The organism is Salinivibrio sp. PR6, assembly GCF_001995955.1.
Taxonomy (GTDB): domain Bacteria; phylum Pseudomonadota; class Gammaproteobacteria; order Enterobacterales; family Vibrionaceae; genus Salinivibrio; species Salinivibrio siamensis.
This window is the reverse complement of record NZ_MUFA01000002.1, coordinates 69,343-96,325: the sequence shown is the minus strand read 5'-3', so window position 1 is coordinate 96,325 and position 26,983 is coordinate 69,343. Positions and strand designations below refer to the sequence as shown.

The following is a 26,983-nucleotide window of genomic DNA, read 5'->3' as shown; positions in this document are numbered from 1 at the left end:
ATCAATCCGTGTAACGCCCGTGATGCTCAGCGACCAAAGCGGTAAACATCGCCCTAGCGGTGGGGAGAATCGCATCGGGAAAATCATAATCGGGGTTGTGCAGTTGCGGATGATGCTCGCCACTGCCAATACCAAATAACGCGCCCGGCCAACGGGCGAGAAACTCGGCCACATCTTCTGACCAACGCATCGGTTCATTAAGCCAATGTACCTCAACCCCTAGCGACTGCGCGGCATTGGCGACATGCTGTGTATGGTGGGTACTGTTCTCGGCCGCGATAAAGGGCTCATGCCAGCTAAAACTGACCGTCAACCCTGCCCGAGCCGCCAGCGTGTTCACTTTGTCTATCAAGTCGGCTTTCATGGCATGAAAGCAGGCGTTGTCATCACTGCGCAAGGTAGCCATCACGGTCGCGTGGCCGGGGGCGACGCCGTAGGCGGGCTCTCCTAACTGGGCATGAACCAAGGTGACAAGGCTGTTGGCCTCAGGGTAGGCGTCGGGCAGTTGTGTCAGGGTATGCATCACGCCTGTCATCGCACCGGCAGGGCTAATCCCGCGTTCGGGGTAGGCGGCATGAGAGGTTTTTCCGTACAGCTCAATGGCGACTCCAGTCGAGGCACAGGCAAAGGTCCCTGGGCGTACCACGATTTGATGTTGATTAAAGCCGGGGAGATTGTGAAAGGCGTAGACGTTATCAATTTGCGCGTTGGTAAGTGCGGGGGACTCGCACATACGCGCTGCGCCTTCTCCGGTTTCTTCGGCAGGCTGAAAGGCAAGCAGCACAGTACCACGAGCGGGCGGCGTGTGGCTAAGCTCGGCAGCGACGGCTAGCAACGCCGCGGTATGACCATCATGGCCACACGCATGCATCACGCCCGAATGCTGGGAGCAATAAGCCTGTGTTCCACGCTCTTCAATCGGGAGCGCATCAAAATCGGCGCGTAGCAAGGTGGTGGGCCCTGGCGCAGCGCCTTGAGTGGTGACCAGGATCCCGTGGCCGCCGACATCAGTGGCTGGGTGAAAGCCAAATTGCCGCAACTGAGCAGCGATAGTGCGTGCGGTGAGGGCTTCGTGGTTAGAAAGCTCAGGGGTTTGGTGCAGGGTATGCCGTAGCGTGACGGGATCGAACTCGTTAGCCATCTTCGACTCCAAAACCAGAATGGATACGCCATGCTAGATCGCGTTTGCATGTCACGTTGTGAACGCAAACGCAAAAAAGCCAGCAACAGGTGCTGGCTTTTGTTTTATCTCGACAGGGCGTGGTGAAAATTACACTTGGCCGTTGTCTTCCGCTTGTTTCGCTTGGATAGCTGTCAGGGCCACTGTGTAAACAATGTCATCTACCAGTGCGCCACGAGACAGGTCGTTCACCGGTTTGCGCATGCCTTGCAGCATTGGACCGATAGACACCAGCTCAGCAGAACGCTGTACCGCCTTGTAGGTGGTGTTACCTGTGTTCAAGTCTGGGAAGACGAACACGGTCGCTTTACCGGCAACCGGTGAATCCGGTGCTTTCGACTTAGCAACATTTTCCATGATTGCTGCGTCGTACTGCAGTGGGCCATCAATCACCAGATCAGGGCGTTTCTCTTTGGCAAGGCGGGTGGCTTCGCGAACTTTATCCACGTCAGCCCCTTTACCCGAGCTACCGGTTGAGTAAGAGATCATCGCTACGCGTGGCTCGATACCAAAGGCGCTGGCTGAATCGGCCGATTGAATGGCGATTTCTGCCAGTTGCTCAGCGTTTGGATCTGGGTTGATCGCACAGTCACCGTATACCAGCACTTGCTCAGGCAGCAGCATGAAGAAGACCGACGACACCAATGAGGCGTTCGGCGCTGTCTTGATGATCTGCAGCGGTGGGCGAATGGTGTTGGCCGTGGTGTGCACGGCACCGGAAACCAGGCCGTCCACCTCGTTGGCCTCTAGCATCATGGTACCCAGCACCACGGTGTCTTCCAGGTGCTCTTGCGCAATCACTTCGGTGATGCCTTTGCTCTTACGCAGCTCAACCAAGCGGGCCACATATTTGTCACGCGCTTTCACGGGGTCAATGATTTCTACGCCAGCGCCCAAGGTAACGCCTTGCTGATCGGCAACACGTTTAATTTCTTCTGGATTACCCAAAAGCACACACTCAGCAATTTTACGTTCCGCACAGATAGCGGCCGCTTTAATGGTGCGTGGCTCGTCACCTTCTGGCAGCACAATGCGCTTGGCGGCTTTACGCGCAAACTCGGTGAGCTGGTAACGGAAGGCGGGTGGGCTGAGGCGACGCTCGCGGTTAGAGCCAGAGCTTAGTGACTCAATCCAGTTGCCATCAATGTGGCTGGCCACATGGTCGTTCACAAACTCAACGCGCTCTTTGTCGTCAGCCGGGACTTCGAGGCTGAAGCTTTGCAGGTTGAGTGAGGTTTGCCAGGTGTTACCTGCGGTGGTGAACACTGGTAGGCCGGTTTCAAAGGCACGGTCACACAATGCTTTGAGCTGATCAGGGATCGAGTAACCACCGGTCAGCAGCAGCGCACCGATTTCCACGCCGTTCATTGCTGCCAAGCAGGCCGCGACAATCACGTCTGGACGGTCTGCCGAGGTCACTAGCAGTGAGCCAGGGCGGAAGTGCTCAACCATGTTAGGAATAGAGCGTGCGCAGAAGGTAATGCTCTTGATACGGCGCGAGTGAATTTCACCTTCATTGATGATGGTGGCATTCAAGTGCTTAGCCATATCGCTGGCACGGGTAGCAATCAGATCGATTTTCCATGGCACACAGCCCAGTACGCGGATTGGGCTCGTGTTGAAGATCTGCATCACTTCAACGTTAGTCGGACGCGCGCCGTCTGCATCGTCAAAGATCTCTGACAGATCGGGACGGGTGCGGCCAGCATCATCAACAGGGGCATTGAGCTTGTTGATGATCACGCCAGAGATGTTGCCGTTTTTGCTGCCACCAAAGTTGGTGCAAGCAAACTCGATACGCTCTTTTAGCTGCGCAGGGTTGTCGGTACCTGGTGTGGTCACAAAGACAATCTCTGCATCCAGCGTCTTGGCAATCTCGTAGTTGATTTGGTTGGCAAACGGATGGTTACGCGTGGTGACCAAGCCTTCAACCAGTGCCACTTCGGTGTTTTGGGTGGCGCGTGTAAAGCGTGCAAGTACTTCTTCAAGCAGCACGTCTTCTTGATCGGAACGCAGCAGATCTTCGGCCTGGTTCATTGACATCGACTCGGCGACTTTCATGTCACTGTTGGCGTGAATGATTTCTGTCGTCAGGTCAGTGACATCAGTGTCGCTACCGTGATGAGGCTGCGCAATGGGTTTAAAAAATGAGACGCGGACGCCTTTACGCTCCATCGCTCGCATCACGCCGAGGCTGACACTTGTCAGGCCGACGCCGGAGCCGATTGGGATTAGCATAATAGTACGGGACACGTTGACTTCCTCTTACTATCTGATTGGCGTGCCGGACAGGCCGGCACAAATATAAAAACGGCTGAGTGGAATCAGCCGTTGGGAATGGTCTTACAGGCCAGTTAGGCGCGCGGTGTCTTGCGCAATGACCAACTCTTCGTTGGTTGAAATCACCATCGCAGGCACGCGGCTTTCGTCTGTGGTGATCACGCCTTCACCGCCAAAGCGGGCTTTCAGGTTGCGTCCTTTGTCGACATCAACACCCAGTAGCGACAAACGCTCAAGTACTAGTTCGCGGATTGGGCCTGAGTTCTCACCGATACCGCCGGTGAAGACAATCGCGTCTAGGCGACCATCGAGGGTCGCGGTGTAGCTGGCCACGTACTTAGCAAGACGGTGACAGAACACGTTCATCGCGCGAGTGGCTTCTTCTTTCTCGCCATAGTTGTCTTCGACAAAGCGGCAGTCAGAGGTCACTTCGGTCAAGCCTTGTAGGCCAGACTCTTTGGTCAGCATGGTGTTGATTTGCTCAACGCTGTAGCCCAGTGCATCGTGCAGGTGGAAGATAATCGCTGGATCTAGGTCACCAGAGCGGGTGCCCATTACCAGGCCTTCCAACGGGGTCATGCCCATTGAGGTGTCGACGGATTTGCCGTTTTTAATCGCACAAACTGACGCGCCGTTACCGAGGTGGCAGTTAATGATGTTCACTTCATCAACAGGTTTGCCAAGCTGCTCAGCGGCGGCGTTAGCGATAAAGTAGTGCGAGGTGCCATGCATGCCATAGCGACGGATGCCGTGCTCTTTATAAAGGTTATAAGGCAGTGCATACAAGTAGGCTTCTTCTGGCATGGTTTGATGGTATGCCGTATCGAATACAGCGACATTTTTCAGCGCTGGGAAGGCTTTTTTCGCCGCTTCGATACCTACGATGTGGGCTGGGTTGTGCAGCGGTGCAAAGCTGGCTGCATCGTGGATCCCTTTCAGTACATCGTCCGTAATTAATGCTGACTGAGTGAAGTGCTCGCCACCGTGAACAACGCGGTGGCCAATGGCACCTAGGTTCTCGGCAAGCTCAGGCTTAGAAGCCAGGATGGTATCAACAATGAAGTTAAGCGCTTCATTGTGTGCGGCACCTTCGCCGAGTTGGGCTTCATGCTTGCCGTCCATCTTCCACTTGATGCGGGCTTCTGGAAGGTGAAGGCATTCGGCTAGACCGGTAAGATGCTCATCGCCTGATTGAGCGTCGACAATGGCGAACTTCAAAGAGGAGCTTCCGCAATTGAGTACGAGAACCAGCTTGGACATGTATGACTACCTATGTTTCGTAAGACAGAGTGTATTGAACAAAAAGGATAGTGGACAAACAGAGACACTACCTTTTTAAAAAAAGAATTATCTCATGCGTTGTCGCGGGGAAAGAACCATCTTTATCCGTCCTGGATAAATGAACGCTCCGTCGAGTACAACCAGATTAGGTTGCGAGACAATCGAATCCGAGCAACAATGATAAAGTGCGCTAAGGATAGCGGGACTTGATACAGATAACAAAAATTTTTTGAGCAATACTGGTTAATTTTGAAAGTTTTTAAACAGTTTGTTTAATTTTTATTGTAAAAGTTGAGTGACAGCGCCTTGTGTCACACTGAGCGAGTCACACGAGTAAGTGAGGTAGGTATGACAACGAATAAGTCAATCTGGCGTTGCCTGCAAGATGGTCAGAAGTACATGCAGGAATGGCCAATGAGAAAGGAGTTGGCACCGGTATTCCCCGAGAACCGTGTGATTACCATGACTCGCTTTGCGATCAAAGTGATGCCAGCGGTGGCGGCGATTAGCGTGTTATTACAGATGTCGGCCAATAATGTACAAGGGCTGCCGCAGGCGGTGATTGTGGCCTTGTTTGCATTGAGCTTGCCGGTGCAAGGTTTGTGGTGGTTGGGTAAGCGTCGTGATACGCCTCTGCCGCCAGCGCTTGCGGGTTGGTATCGCGAGCTGCATCAAAAGATCACCAGTGAAGGACATGCGATGCAGCCGATCAAAAACCAGCCACGATACAAAGAGCTTGCGCATGCGTTAAGCCGCGCGTTTAAAGTTGATCGCGCTGCGTTGGAGCGTTGGTTCTAACAGACACGCGGCGGCGTCGCTATCGACTAGCGAACAGATATAGAGAAGAAGCGACAACAAAACGCCGACCGTTTGGTCGGCGTTTTTGTATATGGGAAAGTGTCTGTGGGAAAGCGTGAGCGCTTAGCTATTTGTGGCGCGCTTGCACTGAGCGGCACCTTGCCCTTTCATTTGGCTCACCGCTTGGCGCATTTCGTCCATCGACAGCCAGCGCTGTGGCATGGGTAGCACGTGTAAGCGCAAGTCGGGCGCGTCGTCGCTTAGCATGGCTTGGTCGCTTACCGCGGTGATCAGTGCAATGCGCAGTTCAGGGTCGCGGGCGTGAATTTGTGCCGCGGTTCCCAACCCTTCAGCCACGTGAAAACGCCCGGCGATATGCACAATTTGGCTGTTGGGGTGAGCGGCATGATACGCGACGATGCTTTCGGCCATGGTGGCATCCCAGGCAAGCTGGGCGGCATATTGCGCGTCTGTTTGGCTGGCGCTGCCATGGTGCATATTGGCCTTAAATTTGCGCTTATACGGTGAATCTTGGGTATCTATGGTGTCGGCAAACCAGCTACGCTGTTGCTCGGACAGACTATCGAGATATGACAAGCCTTGCTGACCAATACAGCGCACCAGTCGCTTGGGGGCGTTGGCAGCAATCACCTCGATTTGGCGTTGCTTGGCCAGTTCAATCAAGGGCCGGTAACTGCCATCATAATTATCCCATGCATTGGCTTGTCGCTTTAACGTGTCTTCGCCGATCTCGCCAGCAAGATATTGGTCAAGTACGGGTTGTGCATCGCGACTGAATTGCTCCATCGACAGGGCCACTGGGTGCTCTGAGGCGAGTTGGCTGAGTAGCTCAGCTTGAAAGCGGTGCACGCCTGGATGGCCGTGCCATTCGCCAATGAGCACCACATCGGCATCCGACACTTGGCGGGCCACTTGGGTCAGGCTCAATGATTCGCCCTCTGCGCGGGTGACTTGGTAGTCAAATAAAGTGGCAAGCGCATCGGTTCTTGCATGAAGCGTCGAACTGGTGAATACGATGCAGGCTGCGGCGAGCCAGGCGCTGATGATACGAACCGATACGCGACCTTGTTTCATGGAATGTCTCCTTGGCTATCATTGCTCGGCGGCGTGATGGCGATACACGCGCAGGGTGAAGTCGGCGTCGCACTCAAAGGCCTCGCTGTTCGCTAAGGTGTCACGCCATTCATCCGAGGCGCGCCAGGCAAAGGGCGTCATTTGCAGCAGAGTCAGGGCTTGCTCACCTGCCAATGTCATCGAGTAATGCAGTGAGTGCTCACTTTCAAGTTGGAAGCCTAGTAGGGCTTCAGGTGGCGTTTCGTGTAAACGCACCTCTTGATAGATACCGGCTTTTAGCTGAAATAGATGACGTGGACCTGGCGTAACCGTCACCACCACGCCGCCAGGCTTAATCGCGCGCGCTAACTCTTCACCGTTACAGGGCGCATAAATCCGTACCACACCATCCAAGCTGTTGTCGGCAAACGGCAGGCGTTGGGAAGAGGCAACCGAGAACTGACACTGTGGGTACCACTTGGCCGCATAACGCACCGCCACTTTGGCAATATCTAATCCGTGAACAGACCATTGTTGCTCTGCGGTTTGATCGGCAATCGCGTGGGTGTAGTACCCTTCACCACAGCCGACATCCAAGATGGTTTTGTGCTCGCCATCGAGCGCTTGGGTGAGAGCGTCAATCATCGCTTGGCGCATAGGCGCATAGTGGCCAGCGTTTAAAAACGCCCGACGCGCTTGGGTCATGGCCTTGTTGTCGCCCGGATCTTTAGAGCGCTTAAATTGCACGGGGAGCAAATTGAGGTAGCCTTCTTTGGCGCGGTCAAATTGGTGATTGTTCGCGCAATAGGCGCCACGTGAGGTGGCTTGCAGAGACTGTTGGCACAGTGGGCATCGATAAATCATGGTCGTTCGGTGTGTTAGCGTGAATGGGCTTAAGGGTACGGGCTTGCGATGGATTCGACAAGCGCGAGACGCGCAAATAAAAAGCCGCCTCGCGGGCGGCTGGGATTCGGGATGGTCGCGCTCTGCGGTTTAGGCGGCGAGGATTTGCTCAATCTCGGTTAAGCTTAAGTGGAATTGGCGCGGGCAATGACGCCATACATCCAGCATGCGACGGTATTTGTCCAACATGGGCATTTGGCTGTTAAAGCGATGCTCGCCCTGATCGAATTGCGGATAGAGTCCCTCCGTATCGACAAGAAAGCGGACATAATGCACTAACGCACCTTCGGTGGCGGCGTCGAAGCCCCAGAATTGAACGCGGCGCGGTGATAAGGCGGCTTGGTTGGCGTCGTCCAAGAGGTTGTATGAGGCCTGCATGGCATGGTGCATTTCCATGATATCAATGATCTCACGACACTGGGTTTCGCATAGCGCCTCGAACTGGCTGATCACTTCTGCCATTTGCAAGCTGTAACCGCGCTCAATAATGGTTTGTAAGCGGCGATACTTTTCGTTATTAGAGGGATCGAGGTGGCACATTAATTGGTATTGATTAGATAAAATTAGACGTTGTGCAGGGGTCATATCCATCGCGGTTGGCCTCTTAACTCTCAAAGGTACAATAGTCATTCATCAATTGATGAGGGAATAAATAGAGACTACCAGCTCTATGAGGGGGAAATCTTGATCTGGGCTATGTCCGTAGCACGTTTATCACCCGCTAGTTGTTGTGTCAGTTAAAGGTAGAAAAGGTCAGTGACTAGGGATTGAATATGTTTGAGTTCGCCGAAGTGAGCGGTTGGCAATGGAGCGGCTGGTTATTGTGGGCAGCGGTGCTGTATCGAACCTATCCACCGGAATTTTTTTCTAAGCTGCGTCAAGAAACCGGTTACCAGCATTTGGCGTTTTCCTCGGCGGTGGTGTTGTTTGCTTTATGGGCGCTTCAAGCAGGGATCAAAGCGGGGCTAGATATCCACTTTTTAGGCGTGACCACGCTCGCCTTGTGCCATGGTTGGCGTATCGCTATTTGGATTGCCACTGTGCCTCTAACACTGATGGCGGTGTTTGGTTTTGTCCCTGTCGCGGACTTGGGGATGACCGCGCTCACCACGGCGGTGCTGCCAATCACTTTTAGTTATGCGATTTTCGCGCTCAGTTACCATTATTTAACCCGCCACCTGTTTATTTATATTTTTATCGCCGCTTTTATCGGCGCGGCGCTGACCATGGTATTCCAGCTGTCCGTGACATCGTTGTGGTACGGGCTGGCAGAGCGACATAGCTGGCAAGACATTGTCCATAACTATCTGCAAATTGCACTCCTGATGTGGTTCCCTGAGGCGTTATTAAATGGCATGGCGGTGACAGTGATGGCGGTATATCGGCCTCATTGGCTACGCACCTTTTATGACCGTGAGTATTTATCACCTGAGCGTTAGTCCGTGTGTCAATGCGGCGATGACGGCAACATCTCGATGAAAAATGCCGCCAGTATTGACCGGCGGCGTGATCGATAACGGCTATTTCTGTGTTAGGTGGTAACTAAGTGTTAGGCGGTGACTAAGCCTTCTTTCGCATCGGCGGGAAGGATATCCATTGCATTACCGTAAAGTGGCGCGAGTGCTCGAATCACATCGGCGCGCGTGATCACCCCCACCAAGCGCTCGTCTTTCATCACCGGATAAATATAGGGACGAGACAGTGTTTGCGTTTTGGCGCGCTCTAATGCCGATTGGTTGGTAAAGCGGGTGGCAATGCCCGCATCACTGACCGGATAGAGCACTTGGTTATCAATGCTCATGTACTGCGCCAGCTCAATCACCGATTGGTCTGCCTCAACGGTTTGTACCTCGGTGCGCATCAGATCTTCAACTTTGGCATCCATGTCGGGTTGATAGTCATTCCACCATAGATCCACTAAGACATCTTGCACCGAGAAAAAGCCAACCAGTTGATTTTGGCTGTCTACCACAGGGGCGCCTTGAAGTTTGGTGCGGTTGAGCTGCTCTAGGGCGTCCGCCACAAATTGCTGGGCTTTTAAAGCACACTGAGCCGATTGCATGTTGTTTTCAATAGTTAAGGTTTCTTGGGTCATAATAGGTCTCTCAGAATAAGGCGCAGACGGGAGCGTCAATGCAGAAATGTGCGCGGTTTTGTGTTCTCTTTCTGGGTTGATAATCAGCCAATAGCCCATACCAACCAGGCCAGCGCCACCGACGATATTGCCAAGGGTGACGGGGATTAAATTGGCACTGATAAACTGGATGAGATTGACGTCATTAAAGGCCGCGGGGGAACTGCCCACCGCTTGCCAAAAGCTGTCTGGTGCGAAGGTGGCGATGCTCATGCCCAAAGGCACCATGAACATATTGGCCACGCTATGCTCAAAACCGGTGCTGACAAACATGGCAACAGGTAAGATCACCATCACGGCTTTGGTCAGCGGGTTTTGCGAGGTGAATGTCATCCAAATCGCCAGACAAACGAGCAAGTTACAAAGCACACCGAGGGAGAACGCTTGCAGCCAGCTGTGATGCAGCTTGTGCTGCGCGACATGAAGGGCGTTGAGCCCCCACTGTCCATCATCAAGCTGATATAAACCCGCCGCCATCACGATCAGCACCAACAATAGCGCGCCGCATAAGTTGCCGATATACACCCTTGCCCAGGTATAAAGCAGGCTACGTGTACTAATTTTGCCGTTGGCGCGAGCAAGCATGGACAGCACCGTGCTGGTAAATAGCTCGGCCCCGCCGAGTACCACAAGAATTAATCCCATGCTAAAGGCCAGCCCGCCCATCAAGCGGGTGAGCCCCCAGCCGGCCGTGCTCCCCGTGGTCACCGTGAGGTAAAACACGAACGCCAATCCGATAAATAGACCTGCCATCATCGCCAGCCCGACGGCCATACGGGTCGATTTGCGCGATTTGCTCTCTGCGTATTGTTCGGCTTGCACCAGCAGCGCAGCGGGGCCGTCAGTGTGGATAGGGGTTACCATCGGCTGCCTCCTCTTTTGGCAATGCGTACCCGACCTTGAAGACAAAAAAACATACTGGTTGTACTCCTTTTTAGACTGAATGTGAATAAATCCAGCCTATTCGCCTGGTTATCAGGAGTAAAATTGATATTGCTTAGGGTAATAATCATAAAAATTGATAGTCTGATGTCATCAAAGTCAGACAGTAAGGATCCTAGATGCGCTACTCACTCAAGCAGCTCGCGGTGTTTGAAGCGATTGCCGCGATGGGCAGTGTGAGCCGTGCTGCCGACCATTTAGCGTTAACGCAGTCAGCGACCAGCATGGCGCTTTCACAGCTTGAAAAGCTACTCGGTAGGCCGCTCTTTGAGCGTCAAGGTAAGCAAATGCAGCTCACCTATTGGGGAGCATGGTTGCGACCCAAAGCACGACAACTGTTGTTTGACGCGCAACAAATTGAAGCAGGGTTTGATGGGCAGCACATTATTAGTGGTGATATTGCCTTAATTGCCAGTCAGACCGCCGCAGAACACCTAATTCCAGACCTTATCAGTATTATTGATAGTGATTTTCCCGAGCTGAGAATCGACTTTACGGTGAAAAATACCCAGAAGGTGATTGATAGTGTGCGTCGGTATCAGCACGACTTGGGGATCATTGAAGGGCGTTGTGACGACAGCCGGTTGAAGCAACAGGTGTGGTGCCATGACCATTTGGTGGTGGTGGCAGCCAAGCATCACCCTTACGCGCAGCGCGATCAAGTAAGTTTGGCGCAACTTGAGCAAGCCCAGTGGGTATTGCGAGAGCCGGGAGCGGGGACGCGACACAGTTTTGATAGTGCCATCCATGGCGTTATCGAAGATCTTGATGTGCGTCGTGAGTATGAGCAGGTGCCGGTATTGCGCACCTTGGTGGCTAACTCCAACTACCTCAGTTGCTTGCCGTATCTTGATGTCGAGAAGTGGATAGAACGTGAAGAGCTGGTGGCGCTGAACGTGCCGGAGCTAAATATGCGCCGCACATTGTCGTTTATCTGGCGAGCAGACGCGGCGGATAACCCGTTGCGTGACTGCATTATCCGTGAAGCCATTCGAATGACGAAGGCGCGGCGACGCGAGATGTAAGGCGAAAAAAGCCGGCTGCATGGCCGGCTTTATGGGGTTAACGCTTAGTAGGTGACACTGTGACCGTAACTGGCAATAATCGCTTTGACGCTATCCATCACTTCTTTTGATGGGGGCGAGACGTCTTGCAGTTCGTACTCATGACCCAGCGCTTCCCATTTGTGCGCGCCGAGTTGGTGGTAGGGAAGTAACTCAACTTTTTCGATGTTATCCATGTCTTGAATAAATTGGCCAAGACGATGGGCAGAGTCGTCATCATCGGTGTAGCCGGGGACAACCACGTAACGAATCCAGGTTTTTTGCCCAATTTTGTGCAGGTACTTAGCAAAGTCGAGCGTTCGCCGGTTTGATACGCCCACCAAGTCTTCGTGGACTTCATCGTTGAGTTGCTTCAAATCCAGCATCACTAAATCGGTGGCATCAAGGACTTCATCAATCACCGGGGTGTGTTTGCGAATATAGCCGTTGGTATCTAAACAGGTGTGGATCCCTTCTGCGTTAGCGGCTTGGAAAAAGTCACGCACAAACTCAGGTTGCAACATGGCCTCACCGCCAGATGCTGTCACCCCGCCACCCGAGGCGGTAATAAAATGGCGATAAGCACGCACATCTTTCATTATTTCATCCACGGTGACTTCTTTGCCGCCGTGCGTGTCCCACGTATCACGGTTATGGCAGTATTTGCACCGCATCAAGCAGCCTTGCATAAAGACAATAAAGCGGATGCCAGGGCCATCTACGGTGCCACAGGACTCAAACGAATGGATGCGACCAATTGTCGACATAGCTGTCTCCAGACTGCGAATGGCTATACCGTCATTTTATTACAAACCCAGTGTGAAGATAAGGGAATTCCTGGCTTTTTCGCACTTCTCACCTTCGTATTTCTTCTATGTTGCATCCCTGTCATAGCTTGATCACAGTTCCAGTTTTTCGTCGCCTAGCGAATGAGACGTTAACCAGATAAATTCCATGCAGATTTTGTGACTTTTCGTTTTTTTGTCCAAACTTACGTGCGACACGTCGCCAAAGCGATACATGCTTATGCCAGGTTGCATGCAAGCAAGGACATGCTTGGTGTCAGGCTAGGATCAAAGCAAATGCTAGGACTTATAATGAGAAAAATCAGTGATCTGAGAGTGAAAAATAAGCTTGTTGCACTAATGCTGGTTGCCGTTGTGTTACTGGCAGGGATCAGCGCGTACACCATCAACAAAGAGCGGGAGCAGTCTTATGCTGAACGGACGGCTTCCTTGCGTGCCAATATTGAGGTGGCGCAAAGTGTGGTGGCCTATTATCGCCAGCAGGCACCACAAATTGGCGAAGAAGAAGCAAAGGCACAAGCGATCGCGCAGCTTAATAAACTGCGTTACGACGGGAATAATTACTTTTGGGTACTCAAGCCCGACCTCACCATTGTGAATCACCCGATCAAGCCCAAGCTAAACGGCACCAGTGCGGATGGGCTGACCGATGGTGACGGCAAGCACCACTGGCGTGAGATGGTACAAGTCAGTCAAGGCGCGCAGGGCGGCGTGCTCGATTACACCTGGCGTTCACCTGAGGGCGAGATGAAGCCGAAAATTTCCTATGTGAAACGCGTTGATGGCTGGAATTGGATTATTGGCTCAGGCGTGCATGTCAGTGATATTGAGGAGCGGGTGATACAATCTGCGTGGCAAATCGGTGGTTTAACCCTGTTATCTGGCGCTATCTTGCTGGTAGCGGGTGGGTTTGTCAGCCGCGATATCGTGGTGCCCTTGGATGAGCTGGTGGAAAAATTCGATCGCATTGCCGGTGGCGATCTTCGGGTCGAGTGTGGTTATACCCGTCATGACGAAATTGGCAAACTCGCTCGGCGAATGGATACCGCGATGAGCAGTGTCCGCGAGGCGCTGCGTGTGGCGCATGATGAAGCCAAGCAATCATCGACCATGGCCTCCTCCATAGCATCAGCCAGTGAGGAAAGTGCACAAAGCATTCAATCGCAGCGCGCACAACTTGAGCAGCTCGCCACGGCGATGAACGAAATGACGGCTACCGTGGCCGATGTTGCCGATCACGCTGAGCAAACCGCGCAAGCGACCAACGATATTTCGTCGATGGCGGAAGACAGCAACCACAAGCTAGATAGCACGGTGGCCAGTATCCGCAACGTTGCCGAGCGTATTGCCGCAGCGGATAAATTGGTGAATCAAGTGAAGCAAGGGGTGATGGAGATCAGTGATGTGGCGACGGTGATCCAAGGCATCTCTGAGCAAACTAACCTGCTGGCACTCAATGCGGCGATTGAAGCGGCACGAGCGGGTGAGCAAGGCCGTGGCTTTGCGGTGGTGGCCGATGAAGTGCGCTCGCTCGCTCAAGGCACGCAAAAATCGACCACTCAAATTCAAGGCACGATTGAATCGCTCACCAACAATGCGATTGAGGCGGCTGAGGCAATGACATCAAGTCATCAATCCAGTGAAGACAGTGTCAATACGGCGCTAGAAACCCAAGCGCAGTTGAAGGAAATGGTGAGTGCCTTACATGGCTCGAATGACCGCGTGGTACAAATCGCCGCGGCGGCAGAAGAGCAGGGGACGGTGTCGGAAGAGATGAACCAAAATGTGAGTAATATTCACAACTCGGCCAACGAAGTGAGCGGTGCGGCGTCGCACCTTGCCGAGCAAAGCCAGCTGCTTGCCGATTCAGCACGTGAGTTGGACAGTAAGTTGGACCGCTTTGAAGTGGGGTAATGGCTGATTGCGCCTAGCTGGCAGGTTAAACAACGGTTCGCTGGGCGTCGGCTCTTTGGCGTTGCCCCCAGACAAAGCAAGACATAGCGCTGAAAAGCGACAGACAAACAAAAACCGCCAGCATTGCCGGCGGTTTTTCTTTAGGCGTTAACCCTTATTTATCTCTTACAGTGAAGAGGTAAAGGTACGGGTAATCACGTCTTGTTGCTGCTCTTTGGTCAGCGAGTTAAAACGTACCGCGTAACCAGAAACACGGATGGTCAGCTGAGGATAGTTCTCAGGATGCTCCATCGCGTCCAGCAGCATTTCACGGTTCATCACGTTGACGTTCAAGTGCTGGCCACCTTCTTGACCGCTTTCGTGGTGGAAGTAACCATCCATCAAGCCTGCCAAGTTAGCGCGTTGTGCGTTCTCATCTTTACCCAGTGCATTTGGCACGATAGAGAAGGTATAAGAAATACCGTCTTTGGCGTGAGCAAATGGCAGTTTACCGACAGATGTCAGTGACGCAACCGCGCCTTTTTCATCACGGCCGTGCATAGGGTTAGCACCTGGGCCAAATGGCATGCCGGCTTTACGACCGTCAGGCGTGTTACCCGTTTTCTTACCGTATACCACGTTTGAAGTGATAGTCAGGATAGACTGGGTAGGCACCGCGTCACGGTAGGTCTTCAGTGAACGGATTTTGTTCATGAAGCGCTCAACCAGGTCACAAGCGATTTGGTCAACACGCTCGTCGTTGTTACCAAATGCTGGGTATTCGCCTTCGATATCAAAGTCGATAGCAATACCGTCTTCGTCACGAACAGGCTTTACTTTGGCGTATTTAATCGCGGCTAATGAGTCAGCTGCTACCGAGAGGCCCGCGATACCACATGCCATGGTGCGATACACATCACGGTCGTGGAAAGCCATCAGTGCCGCTTCATAGCTGTACTTGTCGTGCATGAAGTGAATGCTATTTAGGGCAGTCACATACTGTTTAGCCAGCCAATCCATCAGGTGATCCATGCGGTCCATAACTTTGTCATAGTCCAACACTTCGTCAGTCATTGGCGCGTGTTCAGGCGCAACTTGGATTTTCAGCTTCTCGTCAATACCACCGTTGATGGTATAAAGCAGCGTTTTCGCCAAGTTGGCACGGGCACCAAAGAATTGCATCTGCTTACCAACAATCATGGGTGATACGCAGCACGCAATCGCATAGTCGTCATTGTCAAAGTCAGTGCGCATCAGATCGTCGTTCTCGTACTGGATAGACGAGGTGTCGATAGAGACTTTGGCACAGAACTTTTTGAAGCCTTCTGGTAGCTGCTCAGACCAAAGCACGGTGATGTTTGGCTCTGGGCTTGGCCCCATGGTGTATAGGCTGTTAAGGAAACGGAAGCTGGTACGTGAAACCAGTGGACGACCGTCAACACCCATACCGGCAACAGATTCTGTTGCCCAAATTGGGTCACCAGAGAAGAGATCATCATACTCAGGCGTACGCAGGAAGCGCACCATGCGCAGCTTCATCACGAAGTGGTCGATCAGCTCTTGCGCTTGCTCTTCAGTCAGTTTACCCGCCGCGATATCGCGCTCTACATAGATATCGAGGAAGGTAGAGGTACGGCCAAGCGACATGGCGGCACCGTTTTGGGTTTTCACTGCACCCAAGTAACCGAAGTATGTCCACTGAATGGCTTCTTGCGCGGTTTCGGCTGGGCGAGAAATGTCACAGCCGTATTTTGCGGCCATTTCTTTCAATTGACCCAGTGCGCGATGCTGCTCTGCAATTTCTTCACGCAGCTGCATGGTCATCTGCAGATCTTCGCCGTTTTCGAATTTCTCTTGCAGCGAGTCGAATTGGGCTTTCTTGTCTTTCATCAAGAAGTCGATACCGTATAGCGCAACACGACGGTAGTCACCGATGATACGGCCACGGCCATATGCATCAGGCAAACCGGTCAACACGCCAGATTTACGGCACTTCATGATTTCTGGGGTATAAATATCGAAAACGCCTTGGTTGTGGGTTTTACGATATTCGGTGAAGATTTTCTTCACTTGTGGGTCAAGTTCGCGGCCATAGGCGTCGCATGACCCTTGAACCATGCGGATACCACCATACGGGAGCATCGCGCGTTTTAGCGGCGCGTCAGTCTGTAGACCGACAATCTGTTCCAGATCTTTCTCGATGTAGCCGGCGTCGTGAGACGTCAGGGTAGAAACCACAGACGTATCAAAATCAACCGGTGCATGCGTCGCGTTCTCTTGCTTGATGCCTTCCATCACGCGCGCCCACAGTTTGCGAGTGGCGTCAGTTGGCTCAGAAACTAGGAATGATTCGTCGCCCTCGTAAGGGGTATAGTTTTTCTGGATGAAGTCACGAACATCAACTTCTTTGCTCCAGTTACCTTCAACAAATCCTTCCCATGCATTGGAAACGTGCTCAGACATGTTGCACCTACCTGTACTCTTTTCAAAAAGATATGTATTGGGACCAGGTTCAGTCATCGTATTTGTCAGTATGGCTGACGCCTGCGACCCATCGATTTATCCGGATACCCCGCCCGAAAGCGGGGCAATGTTATTACAACAAAGATGGAATGCCGGGAATCATTCCGACTGCCAACATGGCAGCAATACAAATGATCACTGTGGCGGTTGGAATCACCAGACGGTCAACGGTAGAAAGCGTTGTAGGACGCTCTTTATCACCGATAAGGCCGTTGTTGTCCAAGAGCATAGTGACTGCCCAACCAAAGACTGGGTTAACAGCCATGGAGGCGAAAATACAAATACCCGCTGCTTGGCTTGACTTGGCGTCTTTCACCATCTGCATGCCTGCTTCAAGCAAGGGCAAGAAAACACCTGACAGTAGCGCGATGGTCATCACGGGTGGCCAAGTGGCGACATCCATTGGATAGCCAATCAAGGCAACGGCAATACATAACAGACCCAGTACAATGGCACCGCCAGGGATGGGTCGACGCGCAATCGCCGCCGGAATCATGTAGGTTCCCCACGATGAAGTGATGTTACCGCCACCCACAGAGGCACCGACGATTTGACGGATAGAACAACCTGTCATGGTGTCATCCACGTCCATCAATACTTTTTCGGCTTTCTTGGGATAATTTAGTTCCTGGAATATACGGTGACCAAGAAAGTCCGGTGACCACATCGCTACCGCGAGCAATGCAAATGGCAAAGAGGCGAGGAAGTGCGACAGGTTAGGAAGTCCTAGCTGCCAGCCTTGCTCGGTTGAGCCCCACCAGTAAACCGGATTGAGGTTAGGCACACCTGGTTGAGTAACGAACTCCAGTGAAGAGCCAGCACCGAGCGCGGTAGCAATCAGTCCGCCGGTGACCGCACACACGGGAATCGCGAGCCAGCGTTTACCGATGCGCGCCAAGAAGGCATAGATCACAATCGATACGGCGAGAATTAAAATGGAGATATAGCCCATATCAATCGCCGCGCCCCATGCGAGCAGACTCTCAATCTGGCCTTTTGCACCACCAAAGCCAAGGAAGATCAGCAAGCCACCGGCGACCCCTTGACTGGTCAAGTTAACTAATTTGGAGCCACCTTTGAGGTAACTGAGTATCAGGCCAAAGGCACCAATCAGAATCCCCAACGCCAATGGGTGAGCACCTGCTAACGCGATGGTCCCGACCAGTGGAATCATTGGCCCATGGTTGCCGGCCAAGTTGGCGCGTGGGTTAATAAACCCGCACAACAGGACACAGAACAGAAGCGCTGGGATAAGCATTTCTACCCGCGCCACTTCAACGGCAAACGCTTTACCCAAGGTGATGTGATCCCAAGCGGCGGTTAAACCATCCGCCCAAGACATCATCACCGCAGAGTACATGGCGATAATGCCGATGGTACCCGCGAGCGCTGGGACAAGGTCTTCGATTTCAAAACGGAAGTCACGGCCAGGCAAGTTTAAGCCCCAACGGCGCGGACGCATAATTTGTAGTTCGTGATTCAGGTAGTCAGCGCGGGAGGCAAATGAAGAAGCCGGCTTGTGCTTCTTTTGATATTCGCTCTTTTCTTCGTGACTCACACTGCGGTCTTGAGCATGTGTTGCCATAATTTCCTCGTCGTACAGAAAGCAAACGCTTTCGAAACAGTGGCTTAGCCAGTCTTTATGTGTTGTTAACGCTGGCCTTGTGGCCGTGTTCTGTTTCGTTATCAGCATGCTAACAACAGGGGGKGCGCAGAATGTTGACTTAGATCATTACCGTGTAATTTTTTTACGTGCTACGCCCACTTGTGCCGAGGTTTTTGACCCTGTGTTCCTCTGGTCTCGCCGATAAACCAGCATTTATGTAATTTAATTACCAATCTAAGCGGCGAATATGTGCTACAAAACAGTAAGATAAACTCGCCTGATGTAAAGCGGACGTGGTGGCATCCTGAATCTGTGTCAATAAATAAAGACAGCCACCGCTTACTCGCTGTAGTGAATAAAAAAGATAGGTTATAGTCGATATATTGTCCTCTAAAAATGGATCCTTATGGTGCGCCGATTGTTCCGCCTGTTTGTTTGTTCTCCCATGCTGATGCCAAAGTGGCGTTGTTTGAGCTTGGGTGTCTTACTGTTTTGCCCTTTTATGGTTGTCAAGGCCGCGGGGGTGGAAACAGTGAGCGCAGCGATTCAAAACGGCGACTATCAACATGCGCTCACCGAGGCCGATACGTTGCTGACTCCATCGGATCAGCAGGCGCTGGCACCCTCCGAGCGTGCGGAGCTGCAACGTTTGCAGGCTATCGCCCACCTTTACCTTGGTCAGCGCGCCGAAGCCTACCGAGCCTATCGTCTTGCATTGGCATTGAACGCGCTCAGCAAAGAGAGCGAGGCGGATGCGTTAACTGCCGTGATTAGCTTGGCGTTTCGAGTCGAGCAATATGAAGAAGTATTGAACTATGCCCGTCAGCTCCGCGATAAGCACACACTGCAGTCGACCTCTGCTCGCTTCGCGATGCAGGCTGCTTACGCCCTGTCTCGTTTCGACGTGGCGATTGAGTATGCGCGCCAGCTGAAAAAGCTCGGCGCGGAGGATGCATTTATCCTGCAAACCAAAGGACTCAGTGAAGTGGCGCTATCACGCTTTAAGGCGGCGGCAGCGACATTCGATCAGTTGGTCAATCAACCCGATGTAGCCCCTCGTTGGTTAGAGCAGGCCGCACGCGCCCACGCCAAAGCGGGCTCGCACCAAGCGGCACGCCAGTATTTAGCGCGTGCCAATGCTGACATTGCCCTTTACCGGACTCTCTCCGCCGGGCAAATGGAGCTGGGGGCCTCACAGCAGGCATTGCTATATTGGCAACAGGGATTACAACAATTGACCCGGCTACCCACTCGTGATGAGCAGTTATTTCTGGTGCAGTGTTTGATTAAAACAGACCAGCGCGTGGCGGCGTTAAACCGGATCAGTGAAGTGAATTTGAGCGAGCCAGACAAGCAAACGCTCAAACTACAGGTGATGTTAGCGTATCAGCTTAATCATTGGCAGGAAGTGATTGATACCGCGCAAGTGGCGCTCTCTTATGGCCTGAAAGATGATCGTATGCTGTGGCAGTGGTTATCCATCAGTGCGATTAAAGCCGGGGACTATGCACTAGCAGACTATGCGCTAGAACAGTGGGAAGCGCGTGATCCTACCGGCCTTGCCGAGCGCTGGCGTGACACCTTAGAGCTACTTAAAGCGAAGCGAGCGAAACGTCGCGACGCGCGGCTGTCATAAGGTGAGAGGCTGCCTACTTTAAAAGTGGCACTGTCTTTTTTAGTAGGCGTTTAACTATGGTGTTCACAGTTTTGTTACGCACCGCTGATCGCATTGAAATGAAATAAATTGCACGTCTATCCCCTCCAACGCTAATTTTTGTCAGCTTTCACGATAAAAATAACCAGCTTTCTTCAAGTTAACTTCTATACTTACCTCGGTTAAAGCCGGTTTAGTACGGCTAATGGTTGACAAAGAAATTGTTGGTTTTTTCAGCAGTAAATTTTACGATTGACTTTTTATGCAGTAATAGTGACTATAATGAATGCGCTTTAAAGGTTAACAAAATGTTGCTCATTGCGTTGAGGGGTGATATTTTCAATCCATACTCAGTGCATTTGGTGCGCTTTAACCACAAACACAACAGATTTCACGGATGACAGGAGTTAGCGCATGACGGATGCTGTGGCGCTACAGGTAAAATCACTTAAAAAAAGCTTTGGGCAGCATCAAGTGCTCAAAGGTATTTCCCTCGACGCCCACCGCGGCGACGTGATTTCCATTATCGGCTCTTCCGGTTCTGGCAAGAGCACCTTTCTTCGCTGTATCAATCTGCTGGAAACCCCCACGGGCGGTGAAATTTGGGTCAACGGTGAGTTGATCAAAATGAAAAACAACCGTGCCGGTGAGCCCATCCCCGTCAGTGACAAGCAAGTGCAACGCATTCGTTCGCGTCTGGCGATGGTGTTTCAAGGGTTCAATCTTTGGTCGCATATGACGGTGCTGCAAAATGTTATTGAAGCGCCTGTGCATGTGCTAGGTGTGCCTAAGGCACAAGCGATTGAAGAAGCAGAAGCGTTATTACACCGCGTTGGGCTTTATGAGCGCCGCGATTACTACCCAGGCCATTTATCCGGTGGTCAGCAACAACGTGCAGCGATTGCGCGCGCACTCGCGGTAGAGCCAGAAGTCTTGCTGTTTGATGAGCCAACCTCCGCGTTGGATCCTGAATTAGTGGGAGAAGTGCTGGGAGTGATGCGCTCACTGGCTGAGGAAGGACGTACCATGCTGGTGGTTACCCATGAAATGAGCTTCGCGCGCGATGTCTCTAACCATGTGATGTTCTTGCACCAAGGGTTAGTAGAAGAGCAAGGCAACCCGAAAGAGTTGTTTGATTCGCCAGAATCAGAGCGTTTGCAGCAGTTTATCTCATCGATTTACTAATCTATTTATTAAAAATATCAATAGCATAACCATGCAATAGGGCAATGCCCTGACAACATCGTAAAAACGACAGGAGACAGGAAGATGAAAAAATGGCTAGTTGCCGCCGCTGTAATGGCCGCGGTTGGGTCAACCTCCGTAGCAGCCAAGGATTGGAAGGTCGTACGTTTCGGTATCGAAGGGGCCTATCCTCCATTTAGCTGGACCACCAACGAAGGCGAGCTGAAAGGCTTTGATGTGGATATGGCCAATGCGCTCTGCGAAGAGATGCAGGCAAAGTGTAAGATTGTGGCCCAGGATTGGGATGGCATTATTCCATCACTGCTGGCACGTAAATACGATGCCATTATCGCCGCGATGTCCATTACCGAAGAGCGGAAGCGAAAAGTTGACTTCACCAACAAATACGCGCTGATCCCTAATAAATTTGTGGCTGAAAAAGGCACGGATCTGACCTTTACCAAAGAGGGCTTAGAGGGCGTTAAAATTGGTGTACAACGTGCGACCACGCACGACAAATACCTGACTGATAACTATGGTGACTCGGTGGATATCGTGCGTTACGGCACCTTTGATGAAGCCTACCTGGATCTAAAAGCAGGCCGTATTGAGTCAATCCTTGGCGATGCGTCGGCACTCCAGCAAGGGCTGCTCGACAAAGACGGGGGGGACGAGTTTGCGTTCATCGGCCCGTCACTGACTGACCCTGAGTGGTTTGGTGAAGGCTTTGGGATTGCGACACGTAAGCAAGACAAAGAACTGACCAAGAAGCTCAACCAAGCGATCGATTCGTTGCGTGAAAAAGGCGTGTATGACGAGATTGCTGCCAAGTACTTTGACTACGACGTTTACGGCGAGTAATAGGCAGGCGGGCAGCATGAAAGTGCTGCCCGATTCATATGATTGATTTGAAAGGTTACGAGTGGTCCCTGCTTGAAGGCGCATGGGTGACCCTTCAGGTTGCGCTGCTCTCGTTAGGTCTTGCCATGCTACTGGGTATGCTGGGCGCACTGGCGAAACTCTCCAAATTTGGCTGGCTGCGTGGGATAGCGACGGTCTATACCACGGTCATACGCGGGATCCCTGATCTGGTGCTGATGATGCTGATTTTTTACGGCGGTCAAATGCTGCTGAACAACAGCTTGTATGGCATCAATGAGTGGCTTAACGAATACATGGCCGGTCAAAACCCCAATCACGACTGGACATCCTATTTACCTGACTATATTGATGTGAGCCCATTTATTGCCGGGATCCTAACCATCGGGTTTATCTTTGGTGCTTACATGGCGGAAACCTTCCGTGGCGCGATTATGGCGGTGGATTCAGGAGAGATGGAAGCCGCACGTGCCTATGGCATGAGCAGCAGTTTGGCATTCCGCCGTATTTTGCTGCCGCAGATGATCCGACATGCGCTGCCAGGCTTTGGTAACAACTGGCTGGTGCTGCTCAAAACCACTGCGCTGGTGTCGATTATTGGTCTTGATGACATGGTGCGAAAAGGCGCGTTGGCGGCCGGCTCAACTCAAATGCCATTTACTTTTTACTTTACCGTTGCACTGATTTTCTTGCTCTTTACCAGTATCTCGACCACGGGATTGCGCTGGATGGAGCGTCGTTTTAGCATTCACACGCGGTAGGTGACCATGGATTTTTCTCTCGTACTCGAAACCTGGCCGATATACTTAGAAGGCCTTTGGACCACCGTATGGCTGGTCGCCTCTGCGTTGGTGATTGGCTTAGTGGTCGCGGTGCCGGTCGCGGTAGCACGCAACGCGCAATTCCCTTTATGGCGCTACCCAGCGTGGGCGTTTATTTATTTTTTCCGGGGTACACCGCTGTTAATTCAGTTGTATCTGATTTATTACGGCTTGAGCCAAGTGATCAATGTCGAGAATTCTTTGTGGCAGCACGCTTGGTTCTGCGCCTTGGTGGCCTTTGTGCTCAACACCGCCGCTTACACAGCGGAAATCATCCGTGGCGCGATTAATGGCCTCCCTAAAGGGGAAGTCGAGGCGGCGATCGCTTATGGCATGAGCCCCTATAAAGCCTTTTCGCGCATTGTGTTGCCGAGTGCGATGCGTCGTGCGTTACCCGCGTACAGTAACGAAGTGGTGTTTATGCTCCACGGCTCAGCGGTGGCAGGGATTATCACCATTGTCGATTTAACCGGTGCCGCTCGGATAGTGAACTCTCGCTATTATGCGCCGTTCGAGTCGTTTTTGACCGCAGGCGTGTTTTATATGGCGCTGACATTTAGCATCCTTTGGATGTTCCGCTTAGCGGAGCGCCGCTTCCTACGCCATTTAAGGCCGCTGAGCTAATCGGCTCAATCTCAAATGAGAAACGCCGCAGTGATCACCTGATCATCTGCGGCGTTTTTTATCCAACGCGTGCGCCTTGGGGCTTACTTAAAGGTCGCCCAAATCGGCGCGTGATCTGACGGTTTTTCAATCGCTCGGAGCTCGTAGTCAATGCCAGCATCGATGCATTGGCTCGCCAGATCTGGAGTGGCCAGAATCACGTCAATACGCAGGCCGCGGTTATCGTCAAAGCCGCGTGAGCGGTAGTCAAACCACGAGAACTGATCGTTCACGCTAGGATGCAGGGCTCGGAAGGTGTCAACAAACCCCCAGTCCATCAGAGTGCCCAGCCACTCACGCTCTTCGGGTAAGAAAGAGCACTTACCGGTGCGTAGCCAGCGTTTGGCGTTTTGCTCACCAATGCCGATGTCATCGTCTTTCGGGCTGATATTAATGTCGCCCATCACCACCAACTGCTCACTCGGATCACGGCCAGCTAAATAGGTCATTAAGTCTTGATAAAACTTACGCTTGGCGGGGAATTTGGTTTCATGGCTGCGGTTTTCCCCTTGCGGGAAGTAACCGTTAAGCACAGTGATTGGCTTGCCGTTTTCGTCTTCAAAGGTCGCCATGATCATCCGGCGTTGAGCGTCCTCATCATCAGTAGGAAAGCCTTTTTGCACGCTGATAGGGGACTTTTTACATAGCATTGCCACGCCATAATGGGCTTTTTGGCCATGAAAGTGCACTTCGTAACCCATCGCTTCGACATCCGCGAGCGGGAAGGCGTCGTCATGAACTTTGGTTTCTTGTAACCCGATCACGTCAGGTTGATGCTTTTCAATCAAGGCTTGCAATTGATGCAAACGAGCACGAATACCATTGATATTGAATGAAATGATTTTCACGTGTGAGGCTGCCTTTGTTGTCTTGTTAATAGCAAGACACTTTACCAGCTTCGTTCAATGAACGGAAAGGCGGCCTCTATCTCTGTAGGTTATGGAAACGCGCGATATTGTCTAAGCGTTAGTGCGCAAGAGAGAATTCACCCAAGCATTCACCTTGGCTAAAAATGGCGCCAAGCTCGGTGTTGGGATCAAACTGTAGCGTCGGTTGGGATAGTGTCGGTAGGCGATGGAGCAAGTGCTTGAGGATAATATCCCCATTAAATTGATGAATCGCGACCTGCCAGTTGGCAAGATTAGGGAGTGAAAAGTTAACTATCAATGGCGTTCCTTACTGTTTTGGTTGTGTTGTTAGCGGTTTTCGTTTGTGTTTGCGCACGGCGTAAATGATACCAGTGACGCAGTCTGCCGTTAGTAGCGGCCATATTTTATCTCCATGAGTTAAATGATTATTGCTCTGCCCCCTCAGTGGTTATCCGTCATACGCCGCGCAGATGCGTCGGTTTCTTTTGGGGTGAACGATCACCATTAATACAGTGATACCCACCAATGAGTGATAGCAAAAGGGGTGTTAACGGGTTATCAATCTAGGAAAAAGCGAAAGTGGATTGCTGCAGAGAGTCTATGCGGGAAATAGCGTGGTCTGTCTCGACTTTGACTTGATGTCTTTTGATGCTCCGTATCTAGAGCTTTGATCACACTACAGCATTTCTTACGGATGTAAAGGGCTTTTTAGAAACCCGGTGCCTTTATGTTTCGTGTTCGACTCAATCGGCAATGAGCGTTCAAATGGCTTTCGAAAATTTCGAATGTTGACATGTTTTCGAATATTTCAGATACTGAACAGTACATAGGCCTATACAGCCTGAAATCAAAGCTGAGAAAAATACGATGAATATGACAACACTGCCAAGTGCCGAAGAAATCACACTGGCTAAGCTTAGTAGCCAAGCGTTATCAGCCGTTATAGAAACCAATGGTGAAGCGCAAAAAATTCATGTCGTCGATAAGTCTGGTCAGAGTCATGAAGTCACTATTCCATCAAGTGCACTAAACATGATGATTGAGGTGCTGACGCAATTAGGCCATGGTAACTCAGTGAGTATTACCCCTATTCATGCTGAGCTTACCACGCAAGAAGGGGCTGATATGCTCAATATGTCTCGTCCGACATTTATCAAGCTGCTTGATGCTAATGAGATCCCATATAGTCGTAAAGGTAACCGTAGGAAGGTGGCCTATGCCGATTTGATGGCGTATAAGAATCGCTTAGAAGAGAAACGGCTAGCAGCACTTGCTGAACTATCAGCATTAGATCAAGAAATGGATATGGGGTATTGATGACATCCTATACGGTAATTTTAGACGCATGTGTTATGTACCCCGCGCCACTTCGCAGCTATCTCATGTATTTGTCCAACACGGGGGTTATTTAGAGCACGATGGACAGAAAAAATACATGATGAATGGATCAGAAATCTTCTCAAAAATAATCCAGATATCGACCCAGAACGATTAGAGAGAACCAAACAGTTGATGAATGCGCATGTTCCTGACTGCTTGATTGAAGGATATGAGCCATTAATAGACGGGTTAACGTTACCTGATGTAGATGATAGACATGTCGTTGCCGCTGCTATCAAAGGTCAAGCGGAGTCTATCATCACCTTTAATCTCAAAGACTTCCCTTCAAAATTACTCGATCCGCTTGGCCTATCGGTAATCCACCCTGATGAGTTTCTCTGTGATATGTTTGAGCTAGACAGCAGTGCTTGCGTGAGAGCTGCTCAGCAACAAAAACGCGCCCTGAAGAACCCTCCCATGACTTCAGATGACTTTTTAGCCTGTTTGCAACGGCAAAAACTGCCTAGCTTTGTCTCAAAGCTAAGAAGCTTCAGCTGCATGCTTTAGTCGAGTTCGCACATCAATATTAAGCGTCAGTGCTTGCCTAGCGTTATACCTACCACGCAACGCTCAGCGAAGGTTGCTTGGTAAAGCCGAGTTATCTTTAAAAAGTTATGTCAGGCTGCAGACGAGGCTATTGTTTTCAATTGGCTATCATGGCTCAGTATTTTAATTGACATATGAAAAAACATATATATGATTTTCCATATATAAAAAGAGCGGATGATCTCAATGTGTGACACCCTAACGTTTTACAAAGCCTTATCCGAGCCCACTCGGCTGACCTCTCTATTGCTGCTCTCTCAGCATGGTGAGTTATGTGTATGTGATCTGATGGAGGCGTTAGCCCTAAGCCAACCAAAGATTTCTCGGCATTTGGCGGAGCTACGTAAGCACCAATTGGTTGTCGGAGAGCGTCGAGGAAAGTGGGTCTATTATCAGCTTCATCCTGCATTACCTGAGTGGATGCGCGGTGTTTTGCTGACCACGGTAAAACACAATCCTGCCATGTTGCCGGCTTTCGAACCAATGGCCTTAAGCCTGACTTGTTGTGAGGAAAACCAATAAT

The 26,983-nt window shown here is 51.5% G+C and carries 24 protein-coding genes; 12 read left to right on the top strand and 12 right to left on the bottom strand.

Features of this window, described 5'->3' with window-relative positions:
* Position 1: 1 nt before the first annotated feature.
* From BZG72_RS01970 to BZG72_RS01960, 3 genes are all read right to left on the bottom strand, one after another.
* A complete protein-coding gene (locus BZG72_RS01970; protein ID WP_077665965.1) occupies positions 2-1,141 on the bottom strand; it encodes an amidohydrolase in 1,140 nt (379 codons plus the stop codon).
* Positions 1,142-1,270: 129 nt separating this feature from the next.
* Entirely contained in the window at positions 1,271-3,418 is a 2,148-nt protein-coding gene (gene pta, locus BZG72_RS01965) for a phosphate acetyltransferase (RefSeq protein WP_077578561.1), read from the bottom strand.
* A gap of 105 nt (positions 3,419-3,523) precedes the next feature.
* The gene (locus tag BZG72_RS01960; RefSeq protein WP_077665964.1) at positions 3,524-4,720 is read right to left on the bottom strand and encodes an acetate kinase; all 1,197 of its coding nucleotides are present in this window, start codon (positions 4,718-4,720) and stop codon (positions 3,524-3,526) included.
* 369 nt (positions 4,721-5,089) lie between these two features.
* Here BZG72_RS01960 and yfbV point away from each other — a divergent pair, with 369 nt between their 5' ends.
* Positions 5,090-5,539, top strand: a complete 450-nt coding sequence (gene yfbV / locus BZG72_RS01955; protein WP_077578559.1) for a terminus macrodomain insulation protein YfbV — start codon at positions 5,090-5,092, stop codon at positions 5,537-5,539.
* Positions 5,540-5,662: 123 nt separating this feature from the next.
* On the opposite strand, the gene BZG72_RS01950 is transcribed toward yfbV, so the two are convergent.
* From BZG72_RS01950 to BZG72_RS01940, 3 genes are all read right to left on the bottom strand, one after another.
* Positions 5,663-6,634 carry a ChaN family lipoprotein gene (locus BZG72_RS01950; protein WP_077665963.1) on the bottom strand — a complete coding sequence of 324 codons (972 nt, stop codon included), beginning with the start codon at positions 6,632-6,634 and terminating at the stop codon, positions 5,663-5,665.
* An 18-nt stretch (positions 6,635-6,652) separates the two neighbouring features.
* Positions 6,653-7,477 (bottom strand): 23S rRNA (guanine(745)-N(1))-methyltransferase, encoded by an 825-nt coding sequence (gene rlmA / locus BZG72_RS01945; RefSeq protein ID WP_077665962.1) that lies wholly within the window; start codon positions 7,475-7,477, stop codon positions 6,653-6,655.
* Positions 7,478-7,606: 129 nt separating this feature from the next.
* Positions 7,607-8,107, bottom strand: a complete 501-nt coding sequence (locus tag BZG72_RS01940; protein WP_077665961.1) for a YfbU family protein — start codon at positions 8,105-8,107, stop codon at positions 7,607-7,609.
* Positions 8,108-8,289: 182 nt separating this feature from the next.
* Between BZG72_RS01940 and BZG72_RS01935 the strand changes: the two genes are divergently transcribed.
* Positions 8,290-8,955, top strand: coding sequence for an energy-coupling factor ABC transporter permease (locus tag BZG72_RS01935; protein ID WP_077605870.1), 666 nt, complete (start codon positions 8,290-8,292; stop codon positions 8,953-8,955).
* Between the two features lie 110 nt (positions 8,956-9,065).
* Here the strand turns inward: BZG72_RS01935 and focA are convergent, their stop codons facing one another.
* Complete coding sequence (focA, locus tag BZG72_RS01930; RefSeq protein ID WP_077578554.1) at positions 9,066-10,514, bottom strand: formate transporter FocA; 1,449 nt, start codon at positions 10,512-10,514, stop codon at positions 9,066-9,068.
* Positions 10,515-10,711: 197 nt separating this feature from the next.
* On the opposite strand from focA, the gene BZG72_RS01925 reads away from it, so the two are divergent.
* On the top strand, positions 10,712-11,617 hold the full coding sequence (locus tag BZG72_RS01925) for a LysR substrate-binding domain-containing protein (RefSeq protein ID WP_046073653.1): 906 nt from the start codon (positions 10,712-10,714) through the stop codon (positions 11,615-11,617).
* Between the two features lie 44 nt (positions 11,618-11,661).
* On the opposite strand, the gene pflA is transcribed toward BZG72_RS01925, so the two are convergent.
* Entirely contained in the window at positions 11,662-12,402 is a 741-nt protein-coding gene (pflA, locus tag BZG72_RS01920) for a pyruvate formate lyase 1-activating protein (RefSeq protein WP_046073652.1), read from the bottom strand.
* A 330-nt stretch (positions 12,403-12,732) separates the two neighbouring features.
* Between pflA and BZG72_RS01915 the strand changes: the two genes are divergently transcribed.
* Entirely contained in the window at positions 12,733-14,355 is a 1,623-nt protein-coding gene (locus tag BZG72_RS01915) for a methyl-accepting chemotaxis protein (protein ID WP_241828647.1), read from the top strand.
* A gap of 165 nt (positions 14,356-14,520) precedes the next feature.
* Here the strand turns inward: BZG72_RS01915 and pflB are convergent, their stop codons facing one another.
* On the bottom strand, positions 14,521-16,797 hold the full coding sequence (pflB, locus tag BZG72_RS01910; protein WP_046073650.1) for a formate C-acetyltransferase: 2,277 nt from the start codon (positions 16,795-16,797) through the stop codon (positions 14,521-14,523).
* A 133-nt stretch (positions 16,798-16,930) separates the two neighbouring features.
* Complete coding sequence (locus BZG72_RS01905; RefSeq protein ID WP_077665960.1) at positions 16,931-18,442, bottom strand: DUF3360 family protein; 1,512 nt, start codon at positions 18,440-18,442, stop codon at positions 16,931-16,933.
* A gap of 553 nt (positions 18,443-18,995) precedes the next feature.
* Here BZG72_RS01905 and BZG72_RS01900 point away from each other — a divergent pair.
* From BZG72_RS01900 to BZG72_RS01880, 5 genes are all read left to right on the top strand, one after another.
* A complete protein-coding gene (locus tag BZG72_RS01900; RefSeq protein WP_131828015.1) occupies positions 18,996-20,099 on the top strand; it encodes a tetratricopeptide repeat protein in 1,104 nt (367 codons plus the stop codon).
* A 432-nt stretch (positions 20,100-20,531) separates the two neighbouring features.
* On the top strand, positions 20,532-21,302 hold the full coding sequence (locus tag BZG72_RS01895) for an ABC transporter ATP-binding protein (protein ID WP_046073647.1): 771 nt from the start codon (positions 20,532-20,534) through the stop codon (positions 21,300-21,302).
* An 84-nt stretch (positions 21,303-21,386) separates the two neighbouring features.
* Positions 21,387-22,163, top strand: a complete 777-nt coding sequence (locus tag BZG72_RS01890) for an ABC transporter substrate-binding protein (protein ID WP_077605873.1) — start codon at positions 21,387-21,389, stop codon at positions 22,161-22,163.
* A gap of 38 nt (positions 22,164-22,201) precedes the next feature.
* The gene (locus BZG72_RS01885; protein WP_077665958.1) at positions 22,202-22,942 is read left to right on the top strand and encodes an ABC transporter permease; all 741 of its coding nucleotides are present in this window, start codon (positions 22,202-22,204) and stop codon (positions 22,940-22,942) included.
* A 6-nt stretch (positions 22,943-22,948) separates the two neighbouring features.
* The gene (locus BZG72_RS01880) at positions 22,949-23,626 is read left to right on the top strand and encodes an ABC transporter permease (RefSeq protein WP_046073644.1); all 678 of its coding nucleotides are present in this window, start codon (positions 22,949-22,951) and stop codon (positions 23,624-23,626) included.
* Positions 23,627-23,709: 83 nt separating this feature from the next.
* Here BZG72_RS01880 and xthA read toward each other — a convergent pair whose 3' ends face one another.
* Positions 23,710-24,513: an exodeoxyribonuclease III gene (xthA, locus tag BZG72_RS01875; protein ID WP_077665957.1), complete on the bottom strand. Its 804-nt coding sequence runs from the start codon at positions 24,511-24,513 to the stop codon at positions 23,710-23,712.
* A gap of 118 nt (positions 24,514-24,631) precedes the next feature.
* A complete protein-coding gene (locus BZG72_RS01870) occupies positions 24,632-24,832 on the bottom strand; it encodes a hypothetical protein (protein WP_077665956.1) in 201 nt (66 codons plus the stop codon).
* A 569-nt stretch (positions 24,833-25,401) separates the two neighbouring features.
* Between BZG72_RS01870 and BZG72_RS01865 the strand changes: the two genes are divergently transcribed.
* The 3 genes from BZG72_RS01865 to BZG72_RS01855 all read left to right on the top strand — a co-directional run bounded on the left by BZG72_RS01865 (position 25,402) and on the right by BZG72_RS01855 (position 26,982).
* The gene (locus tag BZG72_RS01865; protein ID WP_198928535.1) at positions 25,402-25,851 is read left to right on the top strand and encodes a helix-turn-helix domain-containing protein; all 450 of its coding nucleotides are present in this window, start codon (positions 25,402-25,404) and stop codon (positions 25,849-25,851) included.
* 195 nt (positions 25,852-26,046) lie between these two features.
* Positions 26,047-26,421: a hypothetical protein gene (locus BZG72_RS01860; RefSeq protein ID WP_338013101.1), complete on the top strand. Its 375-nt coding sequence runs from the start codon at positions 26,047-26,049 to the stop codon at positions 26,419-26,421.
* 225 nt (positions 26,422-26,646) lie between these two features.
* Complete coding sequence (locus BZG72_RS01855; RefSeq protein ID WP_077665955.1) at positions 26,647-26,982, top strand: ArsR/SmtB family transcription factor; 336 nt, start codon at positions 26,647-26,649, stop codon at positions 26,980-26,982.
* The last annotated feature ends 1 nt before the right edge of the window (position 26,983 follow it).

Coding starts and splice junctions, on each gene's coding strand:
- BZG72_RS01970 (WP_077665965.1), bottom strand. CDS start 1,141: ATGGCTAACGAGTTCGATCCCGTCACGCTACGGCATACCCTGCACCAA.
- pta (WP_077578561.1), bottom strand. CDS start 3,418: ATGCTAATCCCAATCGGCTCCGGCGTCGGCCTGACAAGTGTCAGCCTC.
- BZG72_RS01960 (WP_077665964.1), bottom strand. CDS start 4,720: ATGTCCAAGCTGGTTCTCGTACTCAATTGCGGAAGCTCCTCTTTGAAG.
- yfbV (WP_077578559.1), top strand. CDS start 5,090: ATGACAACGAATAAGTCAATCTGGCGTTGCCTGCAAGATGGTCAGAAG.
- BZG72_RS01950 (WP_077665963.1), bottom strand. CDS start 6,634: ATGAAACAAGGTCGCGTATCGGTTCGTATCATCAGCGCCTGGCTCGCC.
- rlmA (WP_077665962.1), bottom strand. CDS start 7,477: ATGATTTATCGATGCCCACTGTGCCAACAGTCTCTGCAAGCCACCTCA.
- BZG72_RS01940 (WP_077665961.1), bottom strand. CDS start 8,107: ATGGATATGACCCCTGCACAACGTCTAATTTTATCTAATCAATACCAA.
- BZG72_RS01935 (WP_077605870.1), top strand. CDS start 8,290: ATGTTTGAGTTCGCCGAAGTGAGCGGTTGGCAATGGAGCGGCTGGTTA.
- focA (WP_077578554.1), bottom strand. CDS start 10,514: ATGGTAACCCCTATCCACACTGACGGCCCCGCTGCGCTGCTGGTGCAA.
- BZG72_RS01925 (WP_046073653.1), top strand. CDS start 10,712: ATGCGCTACTCACTCAAGCAGCTCGCGGTGTTTGAAGCGATTGCCGCG.
- pflA (WP_046073652.1), bottom strand. CDS start 12,402: ATGTCGACAATTGGTCGCATCCATTCGTTTGAGTCCTGTGGCACCGTA.
- BZG72_RS01915 (WP_241828647.1), top strand. CDS start 12,733: ATGAGAAAAATCAGTGATCTGAGAGTGAAAAATAAGCTTGTTGCACTA.
- pflB (WP_046073650.1), bottom strand. CDS start 16,797: ATGTCTGAGCACGTTTCCAATGCATGGGAAGGATTTGTTGAAGGTAAC.
- BZG72_RS01905 (WP_077665960.1), bottom strand. CDS start 18,442: ATGGCAACACATGCTCAAGACCGCAGTGTGAGTCACGAAGAAAAGAGC.
- BZG72_RS01895 (WP_046073647.1), top strand. CDS start 20,532: ATGACGGATGCTGTGGCGCTACAGGTAAAATCACTTAAAAAAAGCTTT.
- BZG72_RS01890 (WP_077605873.1), top strand. CDS start 21,387: ATGAAAAAATGGCTAGTTGCCGCCGCTGTAATGGCCGCGGTTGGGTCA.
- BZG72_RS01885 (WP_077665958.1), top strand. CDS start 22,202: ATGATTGATTTGAAAGGTTACGAGTGGTCCCTGCTTGAAGGCGCATGG.
- BZG72_RS01880 (WP_046073644.1), top strand. CDS start 22,949: ATGGATTTTTCTCTCGTACTCGAAACCTGGCCGATATACTTAGAAGGC.
- BZG72_RS01865 (WP_198928535.1), top strand. CDS start 25,402: ATGAATATGACAACACTGCCAAGTGCCGAAGAAATCACACTGGCTAAG.
- BZG72_RS01860 (WP_338013101.1), top strand. CDS start 26,047: ATGAATGCGCATGTTCCTGACTGCTTGATTGAAGGATATGAGCCATTA.
- BZG72_RS01855 (WP_077665955.1), top strand. CDS start 26,647: ATGTGTGACACCCTAACGTTTTACAAAGCCTTATCCGAGCCCACTCGG.